This window comes from Pseudomonas sp. 44 R 15 (assembly GCF_900004965.1).
Lineage (GTDB): Bacteria > Pseudomonadota > Gammaproteobacteria > Pseudomonadales > Pseudomonadaceae > Aquipseudomonas > Aquipseudomonas orientalis_A.
Map to the genome: position 1 here is coordinate 59,140 of NZ_CVTU01000023.1, position 13,782 is coordinate 72,921.

Consider the following 13,782-nt stretch of genomic DNA (forward strand, 5'->3'; position numbering starts at 1 on the left):
GAAGGTGGGCTTTCATCCCGCGCAGACGGGCTTTCGCTGACAAGGAACCAACCATGTTCAAATCGACCAGACTGGCCTTGACCCTGGCCGCACTGTTGGCCAGTGCGGTCGTACAGGCCGACATCGAAGTACCGTTGGGCAACACGCAACGTGTCACTCGATTATTTGCGTTTCCCAATAACTGCAACGTGATCTGCTTTCGGCCCTGGACGCTGGAGCAGACCGCCGAGCATTATTTGAACCAGAGCCTGCAACGTGACGGCTACAGCCGGGCGAAGGTCAGCGTCAAGGTCCATGACGGCCAGGTCGCAGCAACCTTCAGCGGCGTGCCGGACGGCTACGGCAAGCCCCTGACCACCTTGCTCGATACGGCTGACCTGGCGTACCACGGCGCCAGCCGGCTCAACAGCGACGGCAAGTGGGCCTACAACTGGTACCTGTTCCTGCCGTTGGGCATGGCCTTGGAAAACCGCAAAAGCATCGAGCTGCTGCACTTCCCGCCGGACTACTCGCTGACCCAGGCCCAGGACTATCTGGAATCGGCCACCACCGACCGCTGGGCAACCTTGCTCACCAGCAACGGCATTGCTGCCGGCGACACCCCGGCCTATCAGACCATTATCGATATCGCGCCCATCGCCGCCCCGTCCAATGCCGGTAAAGACCTGGAAGCGGTCTACAGCTATTTCACCGACTACCAGACGCGCATGGTCAAGGAGTTGAGCCTGCGCCCGGACGGTGCGTTGCCAATGGTGGCCTTCGGCGCGCCGGTACGCAGTTGGATCAAGCAACAATACGGGCAAACCGTGGCGGTGCTGGGGCTGGCGCAGATCAGCCCGGAACCGGGCAAGCCGGTTTCGGTGCTCGGTGCCAACCACCCAAGTTATATCTGGTACGCCGCCAGCCCGGACACCTATGACGGCAATGAGCAAAAGGCCGATGAGGCCGGCCTGAAAGTGATGGGCCAGGACCTCAGCGCGGCCTGCTGGCAAGCCGGCATGGGCCAGAAACCGGCCAGCGACGCGAATGTGTTGCTCAAGGCATGCATGAATACCTGGCAGGTCACGCGTAAAGAGCAGACCTGCGAGTTGTTCTACACCTCGGTGCGCAACCTGACGGCGGAGCAGGCCAACGCCAAATGCGCCACGCCCACCCTCAAGGAACAGTTGAAACAGCTGCGCAATCCCGCGCCGCTCCCCTCTCTCGCGCCACCCGCGCTGTAAGCCGTGGCAACGATTTCTACTGTCAGATTTGACAGTAGAAATCGGCGGCGACTTGGGCGAGTCTTGGGCGGCACCCGTTTACTGCAAGAGATTGGCCGTCAGTTAACGCCCGCAGTTCCATGCAGCCCTAGGAGGAGGGAGATGAAAACTCGCGCCAGGGATAAGGCTGAAGCGGCTGTGTATGACAGCCTTTACCCGTTCAAGACGCTGGGTGTCGACGAGGGTTACGCCTCGAGCGAACACTTCCAGCTCGTGCAAGGCACTCAGGGGACGCCCGCCGTCATCAAGGCCCGCGTCGCCTTCGGCAAAGGCGTGCGCATCGCCAGGATTTGCGGGTATGCCGTCAGCGAACGACGCCGGCATACGCTGCAGCTATCGCCACGCATTCACTTGTACGACGCCTGGTTCTGCGGCCTGCTGCAGCACTCGTGCAGCCCAAACGTGTTCCTGGACACCACTTACCTGGAACTGTGGACTGCACAGCCCGTCCCCGTCGGTACCGCGTTGACGGTTGATTACGCCGCAACCGAAGACGCGCTGTTCCGGCAGTTCGGCTGCCATTGCGGCGAGCCGGACTGCCGGGGCTGGATCACCGGCAGCAAGGAGCCGTTGAACGCCGAAGGCCAGGCCTACATCGCCTGGTGGCGCGAGCATCAACGGTCTTAGGCTTCGCCCAGCGGCCGCAGACGGTACTGCGGCGGCAGCTGCTCGAAGCCACTGATGGTGGTGTTCAAGCTCTTCCAGCGGCCATCCTTGATGCCGTAGATGCAGCCATGAATCGACAGGCTCTGCCCGCGATGCCAAGCGTTCTGCACAATGCTGGTATGGCCGACGTTCGCCACCTGCTGAATCACGTTCAGCTCGCACATGCGGTCTACGCGCTCTTCTTCGGTGGGCAACTGGGCCAGCACGTCGCGATTTTCGTAGTAGAGATCACGAATGGTGCGCAGCCAGCCGTCGATCAGGCCGAACTGGCGGTCCTGCATCGAGGCACGCACGCCGCCACAGCCATAGTGGCCGGTGACGAGGATGTGTTTGACCTTGAGCACATCGACGGCGTACTGGATCACCGACAGGCAGTTGAGGTCAGTGTGCAGCACCACGTTGGCCACGTTGCGGTGCACGAACAGGTCACCGGGCAACATGCCGACGATTTCATTGGCCGGTACACGCGCATCGGAGCAACCGATCCACAGGTATTCCGGGGTTTGCTGGCGGGCGAGCTTGGCGAAGAATTCGGGATCTTCCTGTTTGATCGCATCCGCCCAGCGTTCGTTGTTATCTAGCAGGTCTTGTAGTTCGTTCATCAGGGAAGCCTCAGGAATGATGCGCAGTTTTGTGACTGACAAGCCCTCGTCCGGGTCACGCGTGGCGCAAATTAGCTTGAATCTTTGGGGCACACAGCCTGTCCACTCACTATAAGCCCCACAGTATGAGGATTGGCCATGACTGAATCACGACGTCCCTACGACGCTGCGCAGCCCGAACCGATTGACGATAACGAAGACCGCATGGGTTCGATGCGCGAGCTCGATTTTGATGAAGAAGACCAGACGGCCCAGATCGGCGATGAAATCCCCCGTGACGAGCGCGAGCACCTGATGCCCGACGAGCGGGTGCGTGAAGCCGGCATGACCGGTGCGTCGACGGATGATCATGAGTCGACCGATGACGATATGAGCCCGGAAACCCTGATCCATGAAGATGGCGCGCGGGATGCGCGGGAAGCCGGTGAAGACAGCGCGGCTGACTACGATCTGAGCGTTGTGGGTGAAGAAGATATCGGCGGCGGAAATGGCCTGGACGAGGCCGAATTGGCCAACCTGGACCCGCTCGACGGCAAGCGCTGACACGGCGCAGTTCAACATGTGGGAGGGGGCTTGCCCCCGATAGCGGTGCGTCAGGCGCTTATTTGTCACTGATACACCGCCATCGGGGGCAAGCCCCCTCCCACATGGATTTCGGTGTTCAGTCGACTAACGTGCAGACCATGACGACCGCATATTCACAGCCGGGTAATAATCCCGCCGGCGCCCCATCTGGCCCGCTCAACGGCAAGCGCTGAGACAACGCGGTCAAATGTGGGAGGGGGCTTGCCCCCGATAGCGGTGTGTCAGGCGCTTATCTGTCACTGATACACCGCCATCGGGGGCAAGCCCCCTCCCACATGGATTTTGGTGTTCAGTCGACTAACGTACAGACCATGACGACCGCGTCTTCGCGGCCGGGTAATAATCCCGCCGGCGCCCCATCTGGCCCGCTCAACGGCAAGCGCTGACACAACGCAGTTCAACATGTGGGAGGGGGCTTGCCCCCGATAGCGGTGTGTCAGGCGCTTATTTGTCACTGATACACCGCCATCGGGGGCAAGCCCCCTCCCACATGGATTTCGGTGTTCAGTCGACTAACGTGCAGGCCATGACGACCGCGTCTTCGCGGCCGCCCACGGCAGGGTAGTAATCCCGGCGACGACCGATTTCATTGAAGCCATAGCGCTCATACAGGCGAAACGCGCCGGTATTGCTGTCACGCACTTCCAGGAAGCATTCGCGCGCGTTGGCCGCGTAGGCGCGGGACATCAGATGTTCCAGCAACGCCAACCCCAACCCTCGGCCCTGGTTCTCCGGCTTGACGGTGATATTCAACAGGTGCGCCTCATCGAGGATGATCTGTACCACGCCATGCCCCACTTGCTGCTCGCCTTCGAACATCAGCCAGATCTGGTATTTGCCCAGGCCGTCGAGAAAGATGCCACGGGTCCAGGGGTGGCTGAACGCTGCGTATTCGATCTTCAGCACGGCGTCGAGGTCGGCCTCGGTCATCGGGCGAAAGGATAAAGCCTCACTCATCGGTTGTTTTCCAGCGCGCCATCAGCCGGCGCATAGCTTGCCAGACATCAGCCTTACGCTGTGGCTCTTCCATTAATAATTCCAGGCCCGGCAGCGCCCAGACCGAACCCAGGCCCTCGACCTGCAGTTCGCGGTACCACGCTTCGGCATTGGCTTGACCGGCAAAGCGCACGGCGGGCAGGCCGATCAGCCACAGGCATACGCAAGGTTCGTCTTCCAGGCGTGCCGAGACAAAACTCTGTACAAAATCCCGCGCGGCTTCCGGGCCCTGGTCCATGGTGCCGCGCACCAACAGCGGCCAGCGCACCGGGTCGCCGACAATTTGCGGGCTGTCGGGCAGGCCGGCGGCGCGCAGCATATCCTTGAGCAGCAGGTAGGCGGGGTCGCGCGACTGGAAACGTTCGCCGGTGGGCAATTCCACCAGCAGCAGGCAACGGCCCGCGCGCAGCAGTTGCAGGGCAAAGCGTGGCGGCGGCACCACCGGGGCCTTGACCACCGGGGCAGCCTCCTCGGCAACCACCGCCTTGACCACAGGTGATGGGCGCGGCACCTCGATTTTCGCGCGCTCCACCGTCGGCCGCGTTTCGGGCACAGGCTTGACCACCGCAACCGGCGCGGCGGCTTCCTCGCCTGAAGGCTCGAACGCCTCATAGGGCTCAGGCACCTGCAACAACTCGGGCCGCGAGGGCGCGGCAAACGGCAGTTCGGTGCGGGGCAGCCAGTTGACCACCTGCATGGCGCTCAAGTAAGCGCGACGTCGGGACTCGATAAGCACAGCTCGGCCACTTGTGGATAACTAAAGAGCGGGGATTCTACCGCTGTTCGGCAACAATCGCCCACTGCACACTGACCGGCTGTGGATAAATCCCGCGCCCGATGCAGTACAATCGCGACTTTTAATCGCCAACCAGCCGGCCATTCCCATGATCGAACCCAAGCGCGTCCTGCGCGCCCTCGCCGAACACTGGGCCTTACTTGAGCCACTGTGCGAACACTTCGACCAAGGCACCCTGAGCCTGAGCGAACTGCGCGCGCAACTGGCCGCCCAACAACTGGACAGCACGCCCCAGGACATCACCAGCCTGCTGGACGTGTGGATTCGCCTGGATATCCTGGTGCCTGTCGCCAAGAGCCCGAACCGTTTCGAGCTCAACGCGCAGATCCACGACTTCCTGGCTTATCTGCGCAAGGAGCACCGGCTTGGCCTGTGCCTGGAAATCGAAGCCTACCTGCGCCACCTCGAGCGCCTGGCCGGTTATATCCAGGACGCCTTCGACATCCGCGATGGCCACGACCTGGCCCGCCAACTGCGCCTGCTGGATATGCGCGTGCGCGATGTGCTGAAAAAACTCGCCAACGACGAACAGGCCCTCGCGGCCGTGGCCGACCGCGCCAAGACCAGCGACCGCCAGATCCCGTTGCGCCAGCGCTACGCCGAGGTGCTGGCCACCTGGGACGAATACGTCGAACCGATGATCCAGCTGGTGAACGCCGACGGCGCGTTCGAACAAGGCGTGCGCAAGGTCGAGAATGTGCTGCTGCGCATGCTCACCGAGCAGCAGCGCCTGGGCCAGTTGGTGGACGACGACATGCTGCTGCGCACCCATGCTCGCATCCTCGAGATGCAGACCAGCGCCCAGTTGACCTTGCGCCATGCGCGCGAGCTGCTGTTGCCGCTACGCGAAGAGGCCCGCCGACACAATGCTGTGACCCGCGGCGCGGCGCTGGCCCTGTCGGCGATCCGCCGCAAAGGCCTGGACGCGGTGCCGCAGGCCGCCATGCCGCTGTTCACCCGCCCGCAAAGCACCTTCCTGGGTAGCGCGAGCCAGGTGGAAGCCTATGTGTATGCCCTGGCCAATTTCGAGCCGAAACCGGCGCGCTTCCCCAAGGCGCACAAAACCCACAAGGGCGACGCCCAGCGCGCGCCGCGAACGGTCAAGGAAATGCTCGAACGCTGCGAAGACGCATTGCCGATGCCGGACCTGATGACCTGGCTGCTGGAGCAGGAACCGGACGGTGCCACCGACGAGTTGCTGTACTGGTTCTCGCGGCTCTCGCGGGAAAAACGCTTCAAGCGCGAACGCCTGGAGCGCCGCGACTATCACACACACGAGCACCAGGTCAGCCTGCGCTCCTTCGCCCTGCTCCCGGCCGGCGTTGACGCCACCGAGAATTCTGCGAGCACGCCTTATGCATCTTGATCTATCCGAACTGTCCCAGCTGGCACCGATCTTTCGCGAGCTGTTCAAGGGTTACCACGTCAGCCGTCGTGACCCGGAGCTGTACGCGCAGCTGTCGAACTTCCAGGACCAGTACCGCACGCTGTTCAAGGCCCTGGGTTTCGAGCTGGTCTGCGATACCCGTGGCTTCTATTATTTCGTGCCGGATTCGGCCATCGCCAGCGCGCAGGTGAACAAGACTGCGCAGCGTCTGGCCCTGTTCACCTTCATCCTCGTCGAGCACCTGGCCGACCAGGGCCGCGACCCGGTCGCCGTGCTCGATGGCGGCAGCCTGGGCCGCGACGAGCTGCCGTCGTTGCTGGAAAAGTACCGCGACCTGTTTATCCAGGCCGAAGTACAGACCCAGGAAGAACTCGAAGAAAAAATCATGCGGCGCATGACTCAGCTGGGCTTTGCCGGCGAAGACAATGGCATCTATCGCTTCCTGCCACCGATGCATCGATTCCTCGATGTGTGCCTGTCGGTGCAGCAGGACCGCGATCTCGCCGCCAGCGTGCACAGCGTGTTGCCGTTGCCGGTGCCGGTGATCATCGACGCAGACAGCGATGAAAAACTGCTGGAGACCGACGACCCGCTGGACCTGAGCGACTTCGCTGAGGAAAGCGAAGAAGACGCCCTCGCCCGCGCCATTGCCGAAGAACAGGAGACCGACGCATGAGTAAGGAACGCTACGGCATACGCCGCTTCGCCCTGATGAACACCGCCGGCTACAGCCTGGGCTTGTTCCCGCTGGAAGAGCCGCTGTCGGTGTATGGCGCGAACAACCTGGGTAAATCCGCGTCGATCAACGCCTTGCAGTTCCCGATCCTGGCGCGCATGTCGGACATGAGCTTCGGCAAGTACACCCTGGAGCAATCGCGGCGCTTCTACTTTGCCACCGACACCAGCTACATCCTGGTAGAAGTCTCACTGCCCCACGGCCCGCACGTGATTGGCGTGGTCGGGCGCGGTCCGGGCGGTGGCTTCGGCCACCAGTTCTTCGCCTACGCCGGCAAGCTGGACCTGGCCCACTATCAGAAAAACGACACCTGCCTGCGCCAGAAAGAACTGTTCACCAACCTTGAGCGCGAAGGCCTGAAAGCCTATGAACTCAAACCCGATGAACTGCGTCGCTTGCTGGTAGGCGGCCATACGTCGATTCCGCTGGACCTGACGCTGATTCCGCTGCGTTCCACCAGCGAACAAAGCCTGAAAACGTTCCGCGCGCTGTTTATCAACCTGCTGCACATGCGCGAAATCACCGCGGCCAAGCTCAAGCAATTGTTCCTCGATGCGTTCGAACACAGCTTGCGTTCCGGCAGCGTCGATTACATCGCCGCGTGCGAAGAAGCCTTCCGCGATGTGCGGCGCATGGAGCAGGACTACCACTCGCTGGTGGCCGCCGGGCCGTTGGTCGAAGCGCTCGCCAATGGCGTGAAACAGCGCGATATTTTGCGCGGCAAATTGCATCGTCTGTCGCCGTTGCTGGATTCGCTGCTGGGCACCTGGTCGGACTACGCCAGTGCGCGCAAGGAAGAGCTGACGATCCAGGCCGAGCACTATCGCAACGAGCAGGATGCGCTGCAGCACGACCAGCGCGGCGGCACCCAGGAGCTGATGCGCCTGGAGCGTGAGATCAGTGGTATCCAGCGTTGGTTGGGCGAGCTGTCGGTGCTCAAGCATCGCTTTGCGCTGGTCGATGATGTGAGGGTGCTGGAGCAGCAGCTGCTCGCGGCCAAGGATGCTCACGACGAGTTGGCGGGCGCCCTGGCGCAGTCCCGGCAATTCAGCGCCGAGGACTTGGACGAGCGCCTGCGCGACCTGGAAAAACGCTTGAAGTCGGTCAAGCAGCAGCTGGACCACGCGGACAACAACAGCTACGCCAAGCTGCGCGAAGAATTTTCGCAGCAGGACGTCGAGCGCCTGATGCGCCTGTTCAACAGCTCGTTGTTCAGCCTGCCGCTGGGCGAGCACGGCATCACGCTGGACGAGGACGGCCAGTGGGTCAAATCCCTGGAGCAGATCCTCGATGGCTTCAAGGGCGAGCGTTTCGAGGTGCCCGGGCTGTCCATCGACATCTCGCACATTGAACCACCGGCGTTGCAGGCGCTGGCCGATCGCGCGGCACTGCGCGATCAGAAAGAGCGTCTGGAAAAAGAGCTCAAGCAACTCAAGACTCAGCAAGCCGTAGCCTCCGACCGCGCCGCGAGCAAGACCCAGACCGAAGCGCTGTACCAGCAGGTGCTCGACGCGCAGAAGGCGCTGGAGGATTTCCGCCGTGCGCAAACCCTGAGTGCGGAAGAAGGCGAGAAGCTGGAACACCTGGCGCAGATGGAAGCGGCCCAGGACGAACTGAAGCGCTCCAGTGATGCGTTCACCGAACGCGTCCAGCAGTTGTCGGCCAAGCTGCAACTGGTCGGTCGCCAGATCGGTGATATGGAAGCCAAGCAACGTACGCTGGATGACGCGTTGCGCCGTCGCCAGCTGTTGCCGGCGGACCTGCCCTTCGGCACGCCGTTCATGGACCCGGTCGACGACTCCATGGACAACCTGCTGCCGCTGCTCAACGACTATCAGGACAGCTGGCAAGGTCTGCTGCGCGCCGATGGCCAGATCGAAGCACTGTATGCGCAGGTGCGCCTCAAGGGCGTGGCCAAGTTCGACAGCGAGGATGACATGGAGCGTCGTCTGCAGTTGCTGATCAACGCCTATGCCCACCGTACCGACGAGGCCTTGACACTGGGCAAGGCACGCCGCGCAGCGGTCACGGATATCGCCCGGACCTTGCGCAATATCCGCAGCGACTACGACAGCCTGGAACACCAGCTGGCGTTGTTCAACCGCGAGATCAACAAGCGCCAGGTCTCCAACCTGCAGAGCTTTCGCATCGTGCTGGCGCCGAACAAGGAAGCTCTCAAGCACATCGACCAGATCATCCACAGCGCCGGTCAGTATGAAGAAGGCGAGACGTTGTCGGTGTTCGACCTCAGCCAGAGTGCCGAGCAGGACAACAAGAACGAAGAAGCCAAGGAATACCTGGCCCGCCTCGTCGCAGCCAACCATAACCAGTTGGGCCTCAAGGATTTGTTCGAACTGGCGTTCGAGATCACCAAGGTCAACGGCCAGCCGGTGATTCATACCGATATCGATGGCGCCGCGTCCAACGGCACCACCATGACCATCAAGGCACTGACCAACATGTACTTGTTGCTGCACTTGATGGACCGCGAACAAGCCGGGCGTGTGCGCTTGCCGTACTACCTCGATGAGGCAGCGGATATCGATGAGAAGAACCAGGCCGCGCTGCTGGAAACCAGCCTGCAGCTGGGTTTCGTGCCGATCCTGGCCAGTGTGAAGCCGCAGGTGTCCGCCCAGGTGGCGATCGACCTGGAAGGCGGCAGCGGGCCGAACGGGATCTACATTGATGAGGCGGACTGGAAATATATTCGTCGACATGATGCGGTGAAGGCGACGATTAACGTGCAGGCCGATGAGCCGGAGTTGGATGAAGTCTGACGTGTAGCGTTGAAAGGCAAAAAGGCCGCGATCTTTTGGATCGCGGCCTTTTTTTTGGGCTGGGGTTTTGTGTTGGATTTGAGGGCCTCATCGGGGGCAAGCCCCCTCCCACATTCTGATGTGTGAATACATTCAAAGTGTGGGAGGGGGCTTGCCCCCGATGGCCGCGCCTCGATCTACTTACCCAGTGGAATCTTGGGCGCCCAGGTCAGCCACTCATCCTCGAACTTGTCGAACAGCGCAAAGGTCTGCTGCGGCCGCGCCGGGTTGCCCATGCGTTCGCCATCAGGGGTGGCAAAGGCAATACCGCCGGCAACCAGCGTCTCCAGGGACTCGGTACGCACCGTCGCGCCCTTGAACAAGCCGAAGTCGAGCCCGAAGCCGCTGGTGTTCCAGAAGCGGCTGCCACTGCGGACCAAGGGTGCGTACTTGGGCTCGATGAGGATATGCACCAGGACACGGTCGGCGGTCTGCCCCAACTCATAGCCGGTGACTTTGCCCACGGTGACTTCACGGTAGGTGACGGGCACGCCTTCCTTGAGCGAACCACGGCGCGCGGCGCTGAGCGTCAGTTTCAGGCCAGCCTCCTGATGTGCGGCCTCAGGCGGTTGCGCAAGGGCGACAAAACTCTTCTGCGGGCCGGCGTTTTTCGCCGCCGGTTGCACTTCGATGTACTGCCCGGTGACCAGGGTCTGCAGGTTCGCCGTCTTCATCAGGCCCAATTCAGGTTTGACCACCCAGAACTGACTGCCCACCCGTGCAATGCGGTCGGCCACTTGAGTGATACGCGCGCTGAGCAGCACCGATTGCATATCGGCACTCAGGTCCACACTTTCGATCTTGCCCACGTCCAGGCCTTTGAAGCGTACGGGCGTGCCAGGGCTCAAGCCGTCGGCGCGATCAACCTTGATGGTGACCAGCGTGCCGTGCCGATTGGCAGCGTCGCGATCGGCAAACAGGCGGAAACGCGGGATGTGCCTTTTCAGCGGCACATTCGGTTCCGGCGTTTCAAAAGCAATACCACCGGCCATCAGGCTGGCCAGGGATTCACTTTTCACCTGAATACCGCTGGTCAGCCCGCCGGTGAGGGTGACACCGCTGGCATTCCAGAAACGGGTCGAACCGTTGACCAGGCTTTCATACTCTTTCTCGATGTGAACACCGATCACCAATTGCTTTTTCTTGCGTGAGAACTGGTAGCTCTGTACCGAACCGACCTTGACCTGCTTGTACAGAATCGGGCTGCCGACATCCAGCGAGCCCAGGTTGTCGGTGAGCAGCACCATGTGCAGGCCCGGCGAGCGCAGGTCCAACGGTGGCGCCTTGGCGCGAGCCACGTATTCACGTTGTGGCGCGGTGCCCTTGTCACCGGGGCGGATGGCGATGTAGTTGCCTTTGACCAAGGCCTCCAGGCCGGTGATGCCGGCCAGGGAGATGGACGGTTTGACCACCCAGAATTGCGTGTCCTGCACCAGATAGTCTTCGGCCAGGGGATCGAGGGTCAATTCAGCGCTGGCACTGGACAGGTCCGGGTCGATCTTCAGGGTTTTCAGGCTGCCGACCTCGATACCCTTGTACATCACGGGCGTACGTCCAGCCTGCAGGCCTTCGAAATCGGTGAGCTTGACCTTGACCTTGATGCCCGCGGCGGCGGCGTCGAAATCCTCGTACAAGCGGAACGGCAGGCTCGGGTCGGTTGGCGGGCTGTCCTTGCGATTTTCCGGCGTGGCAAAGGCGATACCGCCGGCAACGATGCTGGAAAGCGATTCGCTGCGAACCTTCACACCCGACAGATTGGCGTCGATGCTGATGCCGCTGGCGTTCCAGAAACGCGTGTGTTTGCGCACCAGGTTGGCATAGGTCGGTTCGATATAGACCTTGATCTCGACGGTACTGTGGTCCTCGGACAACAAGTAGCTTTTGACCTGTCCCACCTGGATCTGCTTGTAGAACACCGGGCTGCCCCGGTTCAGCGAACCCAGGCGATCAGCCTTGAGCGTCAGGTGCAGACCTGGCTTGGCATCGGATAACGGCGGCTCCTCGGAGAGCGCCTTGAACTTGCGGGTCGGCTCACCATCCCCTGGGCTTGCGGCGATGTAGTTACCCGACACGAGGGTTTCCAAACCAGTGATACCGGCGAGGCTGACGCTGGGCTTGACCAGCCAGAAGCGAGTATTGGTCCTGAGGTATTGCTCGACGTCCTTGTTCATCTCGATGGTGGCAATCACCCCGCGATTGTTGCCTTCGTCATCCAGCGCCAAGGCTTTGACCTTACCCACCGTCATGCCTTTGTAGACCACCTCGGTCTTGTTGACTTGAATGCCTTCGCCGCTTTCAAAGCGGACCTGGATCTCGAGACCTTGCTGGGAGTAGGCACGCCAACCCAGCCAGCCACCAATGATCAGGGCAATCAGCGGCAGCACCCAGATGGCCGACCAATTGGATGCAGGGCGGGTTTTAGCTTTAGGCAAATCACTCATGGTCGTCATCCGACTCCGTGTTATCCCAAATCAGTCGGGGATCGAAGGTTACTGCGGCAAGCATCGTCAAGATCACCACACTGGCGAACGCTGCAGCGCCGAGATTGGCCTCGACACTGGCAAGTCGCCCAAAGTTTACGACCGCCACCAGGATGGCGATCACGAAGATATCCAGCATGGACCAGCGACCGATGAATTCGATAAAGCGGTACATGATAATGCGTTGTTGCGCGGACAGCGGCTGACGGCGCTGCACCGAAAACAGCAGCAGGCCGATGCCCACCAGCTTGAACGTGGGCACCAGGATACTGGCGATGAACACCACGGCGGCAATGGGGAACATGCCGTGCTGTACCAGTTGGATCACGCCGGACATGATGGTGCTGGGATCGCCCTGGCCGAGGGAGTTGACGGTCATGATGGGCAGCAGGTTGGCGGGGATATACAGGATCGCGGCCGTGATCAGCAATGCCCAGGTACGTGTGAGGCTATTGGGGCGACGTGCGTGGATCAGCGCACCGCAACGGCTGCAGAGTTGCTCATCGGCGTCCGCTTCCTGCTTGTTCAACTCATGGCATTCCGTACAAACCAGAATGCCTGCATCAATCGCCCGCATGGTCATCCTCTCCCGACAACGCCTGCCAGATCTGGTGGGGTGACATCACCACCTCGAGCAGGACCTGGACCATTAAAAGACTGACAAAGCACGCCAGACCCAGGCCGAGCGTAATGGAGGCCATGTCCGCAAGCTTCACAAGCGCCACCAGGACGCCCATCAAGTAGACCTCCAACATCCCCCAGTCTTTCATATGGTGGTAGATGCGATAGAACAACAGTCCATAACTGCGACCGATGTTCCAGCGGATGCTGAGCAACACGGCCAACTGGCACAGCAATTTGAGCAAGGGAATACCCATGCTGCAAAGGAAAACCACGATGGCAACCCCTTGCATACCGGTGTTGAACAGGCCGACCACGCCGGTCCACACGGTGTCCTCCGAGGACTGCCCGAGTAGATTGAGCTGCATGATGGGTAAAAAGTTCGCAGGTATGTACAGCAACAGTGCTGCCAGCACCAGGGCAAGGCTTCGCTCAACGACATTGTGACGGTGCGCGTATAGCTCGTAGCCACAACGTGGGCATTGAGCTTTTTCACCGAGGGCGAGCACGGGCTTGCGCATCAGCAGGTCGCACTCATGGCATGCCACCAAGTCATCCAGCGGTAAGTCCGACACCTGGAGGGCATCAACCGGATCGGGCATAAATAGGGCTCTGGCTCTAAAAAAGGTTAGGTACCTATTCTAGTGGTCTGGTTCAGAAATAACTGTGCAAATTTGTCGGCGAGGAATGCTTTTCGAGCGCCAAAAACAAAACCCCTGTTTGCGTTAGCAAACAGGGGTCCTGGAATTTAATCTTGACGATGACCTACTCTCACATGGGGAAACCCCACACTACCATCGGCGATGCATCGTTTCACTGCTGAGTTCGGGATGGG

Annotated in this window: 12 protein-coding genes; 6 read left to right on the forward strand and 6 right to left on the reverse strand. The window is 61.1% G+C overall.

Translation table 11 applies throughout. From position 1 onward, the window contains the following. The first annotated feature begins 53 nt into the window (after positions 1 to 53). Complete coding sequence (locus BFP93_RS02000; RefSeq protein ID WP_065891754.1) at positions 54 to 1,223, forward strand: hypothetical protein; 1,170 nt, start codon at positions 54 to 56, stop codon at positions 1,221 to 1,223. Positions 1,224 to 1,364: 141 nt separating this feature from the next. Continuing rightward, a complete protein-coding gene (locus BFP93_RS02005; RefSeq protein WP_065891755.1) occupies positions 1,365 to 1,889 on the forward strand; it encodes an SET domain-containing protein-lysine N-methyltransferase in 525 nt (174 codons plus the stop codon). On the opposite strand, the gene can is transcribed toward BFP93_RS02005, so the two are convergent. Further along, the gene (gene can, locus BFP93_RS02010) at positions 1,886 to 2,530 is read right to left on the reverse strand and encodes a carbonate dehydratase (protein WP_003188288.1); all 645 of its coding nucleotides are present in this window, start codon (positions 2,528 to 2,530) and stop codon (positions 1,886 to 1,888) included. The genes BFP93_RS02005 and can overlap by 4 nt on opposite strands. Positions 2,531 to 2,668: 138 nt before the next feature. On the opposite strand from can, the gene BFP93_RS02015 reads away from it, so the two are divergent. Then, positions 2,669 to 3,073, forward strand: a complete 405-nt coding sequence (locus tag BFP93_RS02015) for a serine kinase/phosphatase (RefSeq protein WP_065891756.1) — start codon at positions 2,669 to 2,671, stop codon at positions 3,071 to 3,073. A 546-nt stretch (positions 3,074 to 3,619) separates the two neighbouring features. On the opposite strand, the gene rimI is transcribed toward BFP93_RS02015, so the two are convergent. Together rimI and BFP93_RS02025 are read right to left on the reverse strand one after the other, a co-directional pair. Next, positions 3,620 to 4,072, reverse strand: coding sequence for a ribosomal protein S18-alanine N-acetyltransferase (gene rimI, locus BFP93_RS02020; RefSeq protein WP_003188286.1), 453 nt, complete (start codon positions 4,070 to 4,072; stop codon positions 3,620 to 3,622). Further along, positions 4,065 to 4,808 (reverse strand): energy transducer TonB, encoded by a 744-nt coding sequence (locus BFP93_RS02025; protein ID WP_065891757.1) that lies wholly within the window; start codon positions 4,806 to 4,808, stop codon positions 4,065 to 4,067. Before BFP93_RS02025 ends, rimI begins: the two co-directional genes overlap by 8 nt. Before the next feature lie 187 nt (positions 4,809 to 4,995). On the opposite strand from BFP93_RS02025, the gene mksB reads away from it, so the two are divergent. Genes mksB through mksF form a run of 3 tightly spaced genes read left to right on the forward strand, consistent with a single transcriptional unit; the run spans position 4,996 to position 9,807 of the window. Beyond that, positions 4,996 to 6,273 (forward strand): Mks condensin complex protein MksB, encoded by a 1,278-nt coding sequence (gene mksB / locus BFP93_RS02030; protein ID WP_065891758.1) that lies wholly within the window; start codon positions 4,996 to 4,998, stop codon positions 6,271 to 6,273. Further along, positions 6,263 to 6,970, forward strand: coding sequence for an Mks condensin complex protein MksE (mksE, locus tag BFP93_RS02035; protein WP_065891759.1), 708 nt, complete (start codon positions 6,263 to 6,265; stop codon positions 6,968 to 6,970). Before mksB ends, mksE begins: the two co-directional genes overlap by 11 nt. Then, complete coding sequence (mksF, locus tag BFP93_RS02040) at positions 6,967 to 9,807, forward strand: Mks condensin complex protein MksF (protein ID WP_065891760.1); 2,841 nt, start codon at positions 6,967 to 6,969, stop codon at positions 9,805 to 9,807. Before mksE ends, mksF begins: the two co-directional genes overlap by 4 nt. 176 nt (positions 9,808 to 9,983) lie before the next feature. Here the strand turns inward: mksF and BFP93_RS02045 are convergent, their stop codons facing one another. The 3 genes from BFP93_RS02045 to BFP93_RS02055 are packed head-to-tail and all read right to left on the reverse strand — an operon-like array spanning position 9,984 to position 13,549. After that, entirely contained in the window at positions 9,984 to 12,287 is a 2,304-nt protein-coding gene (locus tag BFP93_RS02045) for a PqiB family protein (RefSeq protein WP_065891763.1), read from the reverse strand. Then, complete coding sequence (locus tag BFP93_RS02050; RefSeq protein ID WP_065891761.1) at positions 12,280 to 12,903, reverse strand: paraquat-inducible protein A; 624 nt, start codon at positions 12,901 to 12,903, stop codon at positions 12,280 to 12,282. Before BFP93_RS02050 ends, BFP93_RS02045 begins: the two co-directional genes overlap by 8 nt. Next, positions 12,890 to 13,549: a paraquat-inducible protein A gene (locus BFP93_RS02055; RefSeq protein ID WP_065888082.1), complete on the reverse strand. Its 660-nt coding sequence runs from the start codon at positions 13,547 to 13,549 to the stop codon at positions 12,890 to 12,892. Before BFP93_RS02055 ends, BFP93_RS02050 begins: the two co-directional genes overlap by 14 nt. Positions 13,550 to 13,782 lie beyond the last annotated feature (233 nt).

Bases quoted from the DNA above. Each gene is read 5' to 3' on its own strand.
- BFP93_RS02000 (WP_065891754.1), top strand. From the start codon at position 54: ATGTTCAAATCGACCAGACTGGCCTTGACCCTGGCCGCACTGTTGGCC.
- BFP93_RS02005 (WP_065891755.1), top strand. From the start codon at position 1,365: ATGAAAACTCGCGCCAGGGATAAGGCTGAAGCGGCTGTGTATGACAGC.
- can (WP_003188288.1), bottom strand. From the start codon at position 2,530: ATGAACGAACTACAAGACCTGCTAGATAACAACGAACGCTGGGCGGAT.
- BFP93_RS02015 (WP_065891756.1), top strand. From the start codon at position 2,669: ATGACTGAATCACGACGTCCCTACGACGCTGCGCAGCCCGAACCGATT.
- rimI (WP_003188286.1), bottom strand. From the start codon at position 4,072: ATGAGTGAGGCTTTATCCTTTCGCCCGATGACCGAGGCCGACCTCGAC.
- BFP93_RS02025 (WP_065891757.1), bottom strand. From the start codon at position 4,808: ATGCAGGTGGTCAACTGGCTGCCCCGCACCGAACTGCCGTTTGCCGCG.
- mksB (WP_065891758.1), top strand. From the start codon at position 4,996: ATGATCGAACCCAAGCGCGTCCTGCGCGCCCTCGCCGAACACTGGGCC.
- mksE (WP_065891759.1), top strand. From the start codon at position 6,263: ATGCATCTTGATCTATCCGAACTGTCCCAGCTGGCACCGATCTTTCGC.
- mksF (WP_065891760.1), top strand. From the start codon at position 6,967: ATGAGTAAGGAACGCTACGGCATACGCCGCTTCGCCCTGATGAACACC.
- BFP93_RS02045 (WP_065891763.1), bottom strand. From the start codon at position 12,287: ATGAGTGATTTGCCTAAAGCTAAAACCCGCCCTGCATCCAATTGGTCG.
- BFP93_RS02050 (WP_065891761.1), bottom strand. From the start codon at position 12,903: ATGCGGGCGATTGATGCAGGCATTCTGGTTTGTACGGAATGCCATGAG.
- BFP93_RS02055 (WP_065888082.1), bottom strand. From the start codon at position 13,549: ATGCCCGATCCGGTTGATGCCCTCCAGGTGTCGGACTTACCGCTGGAT.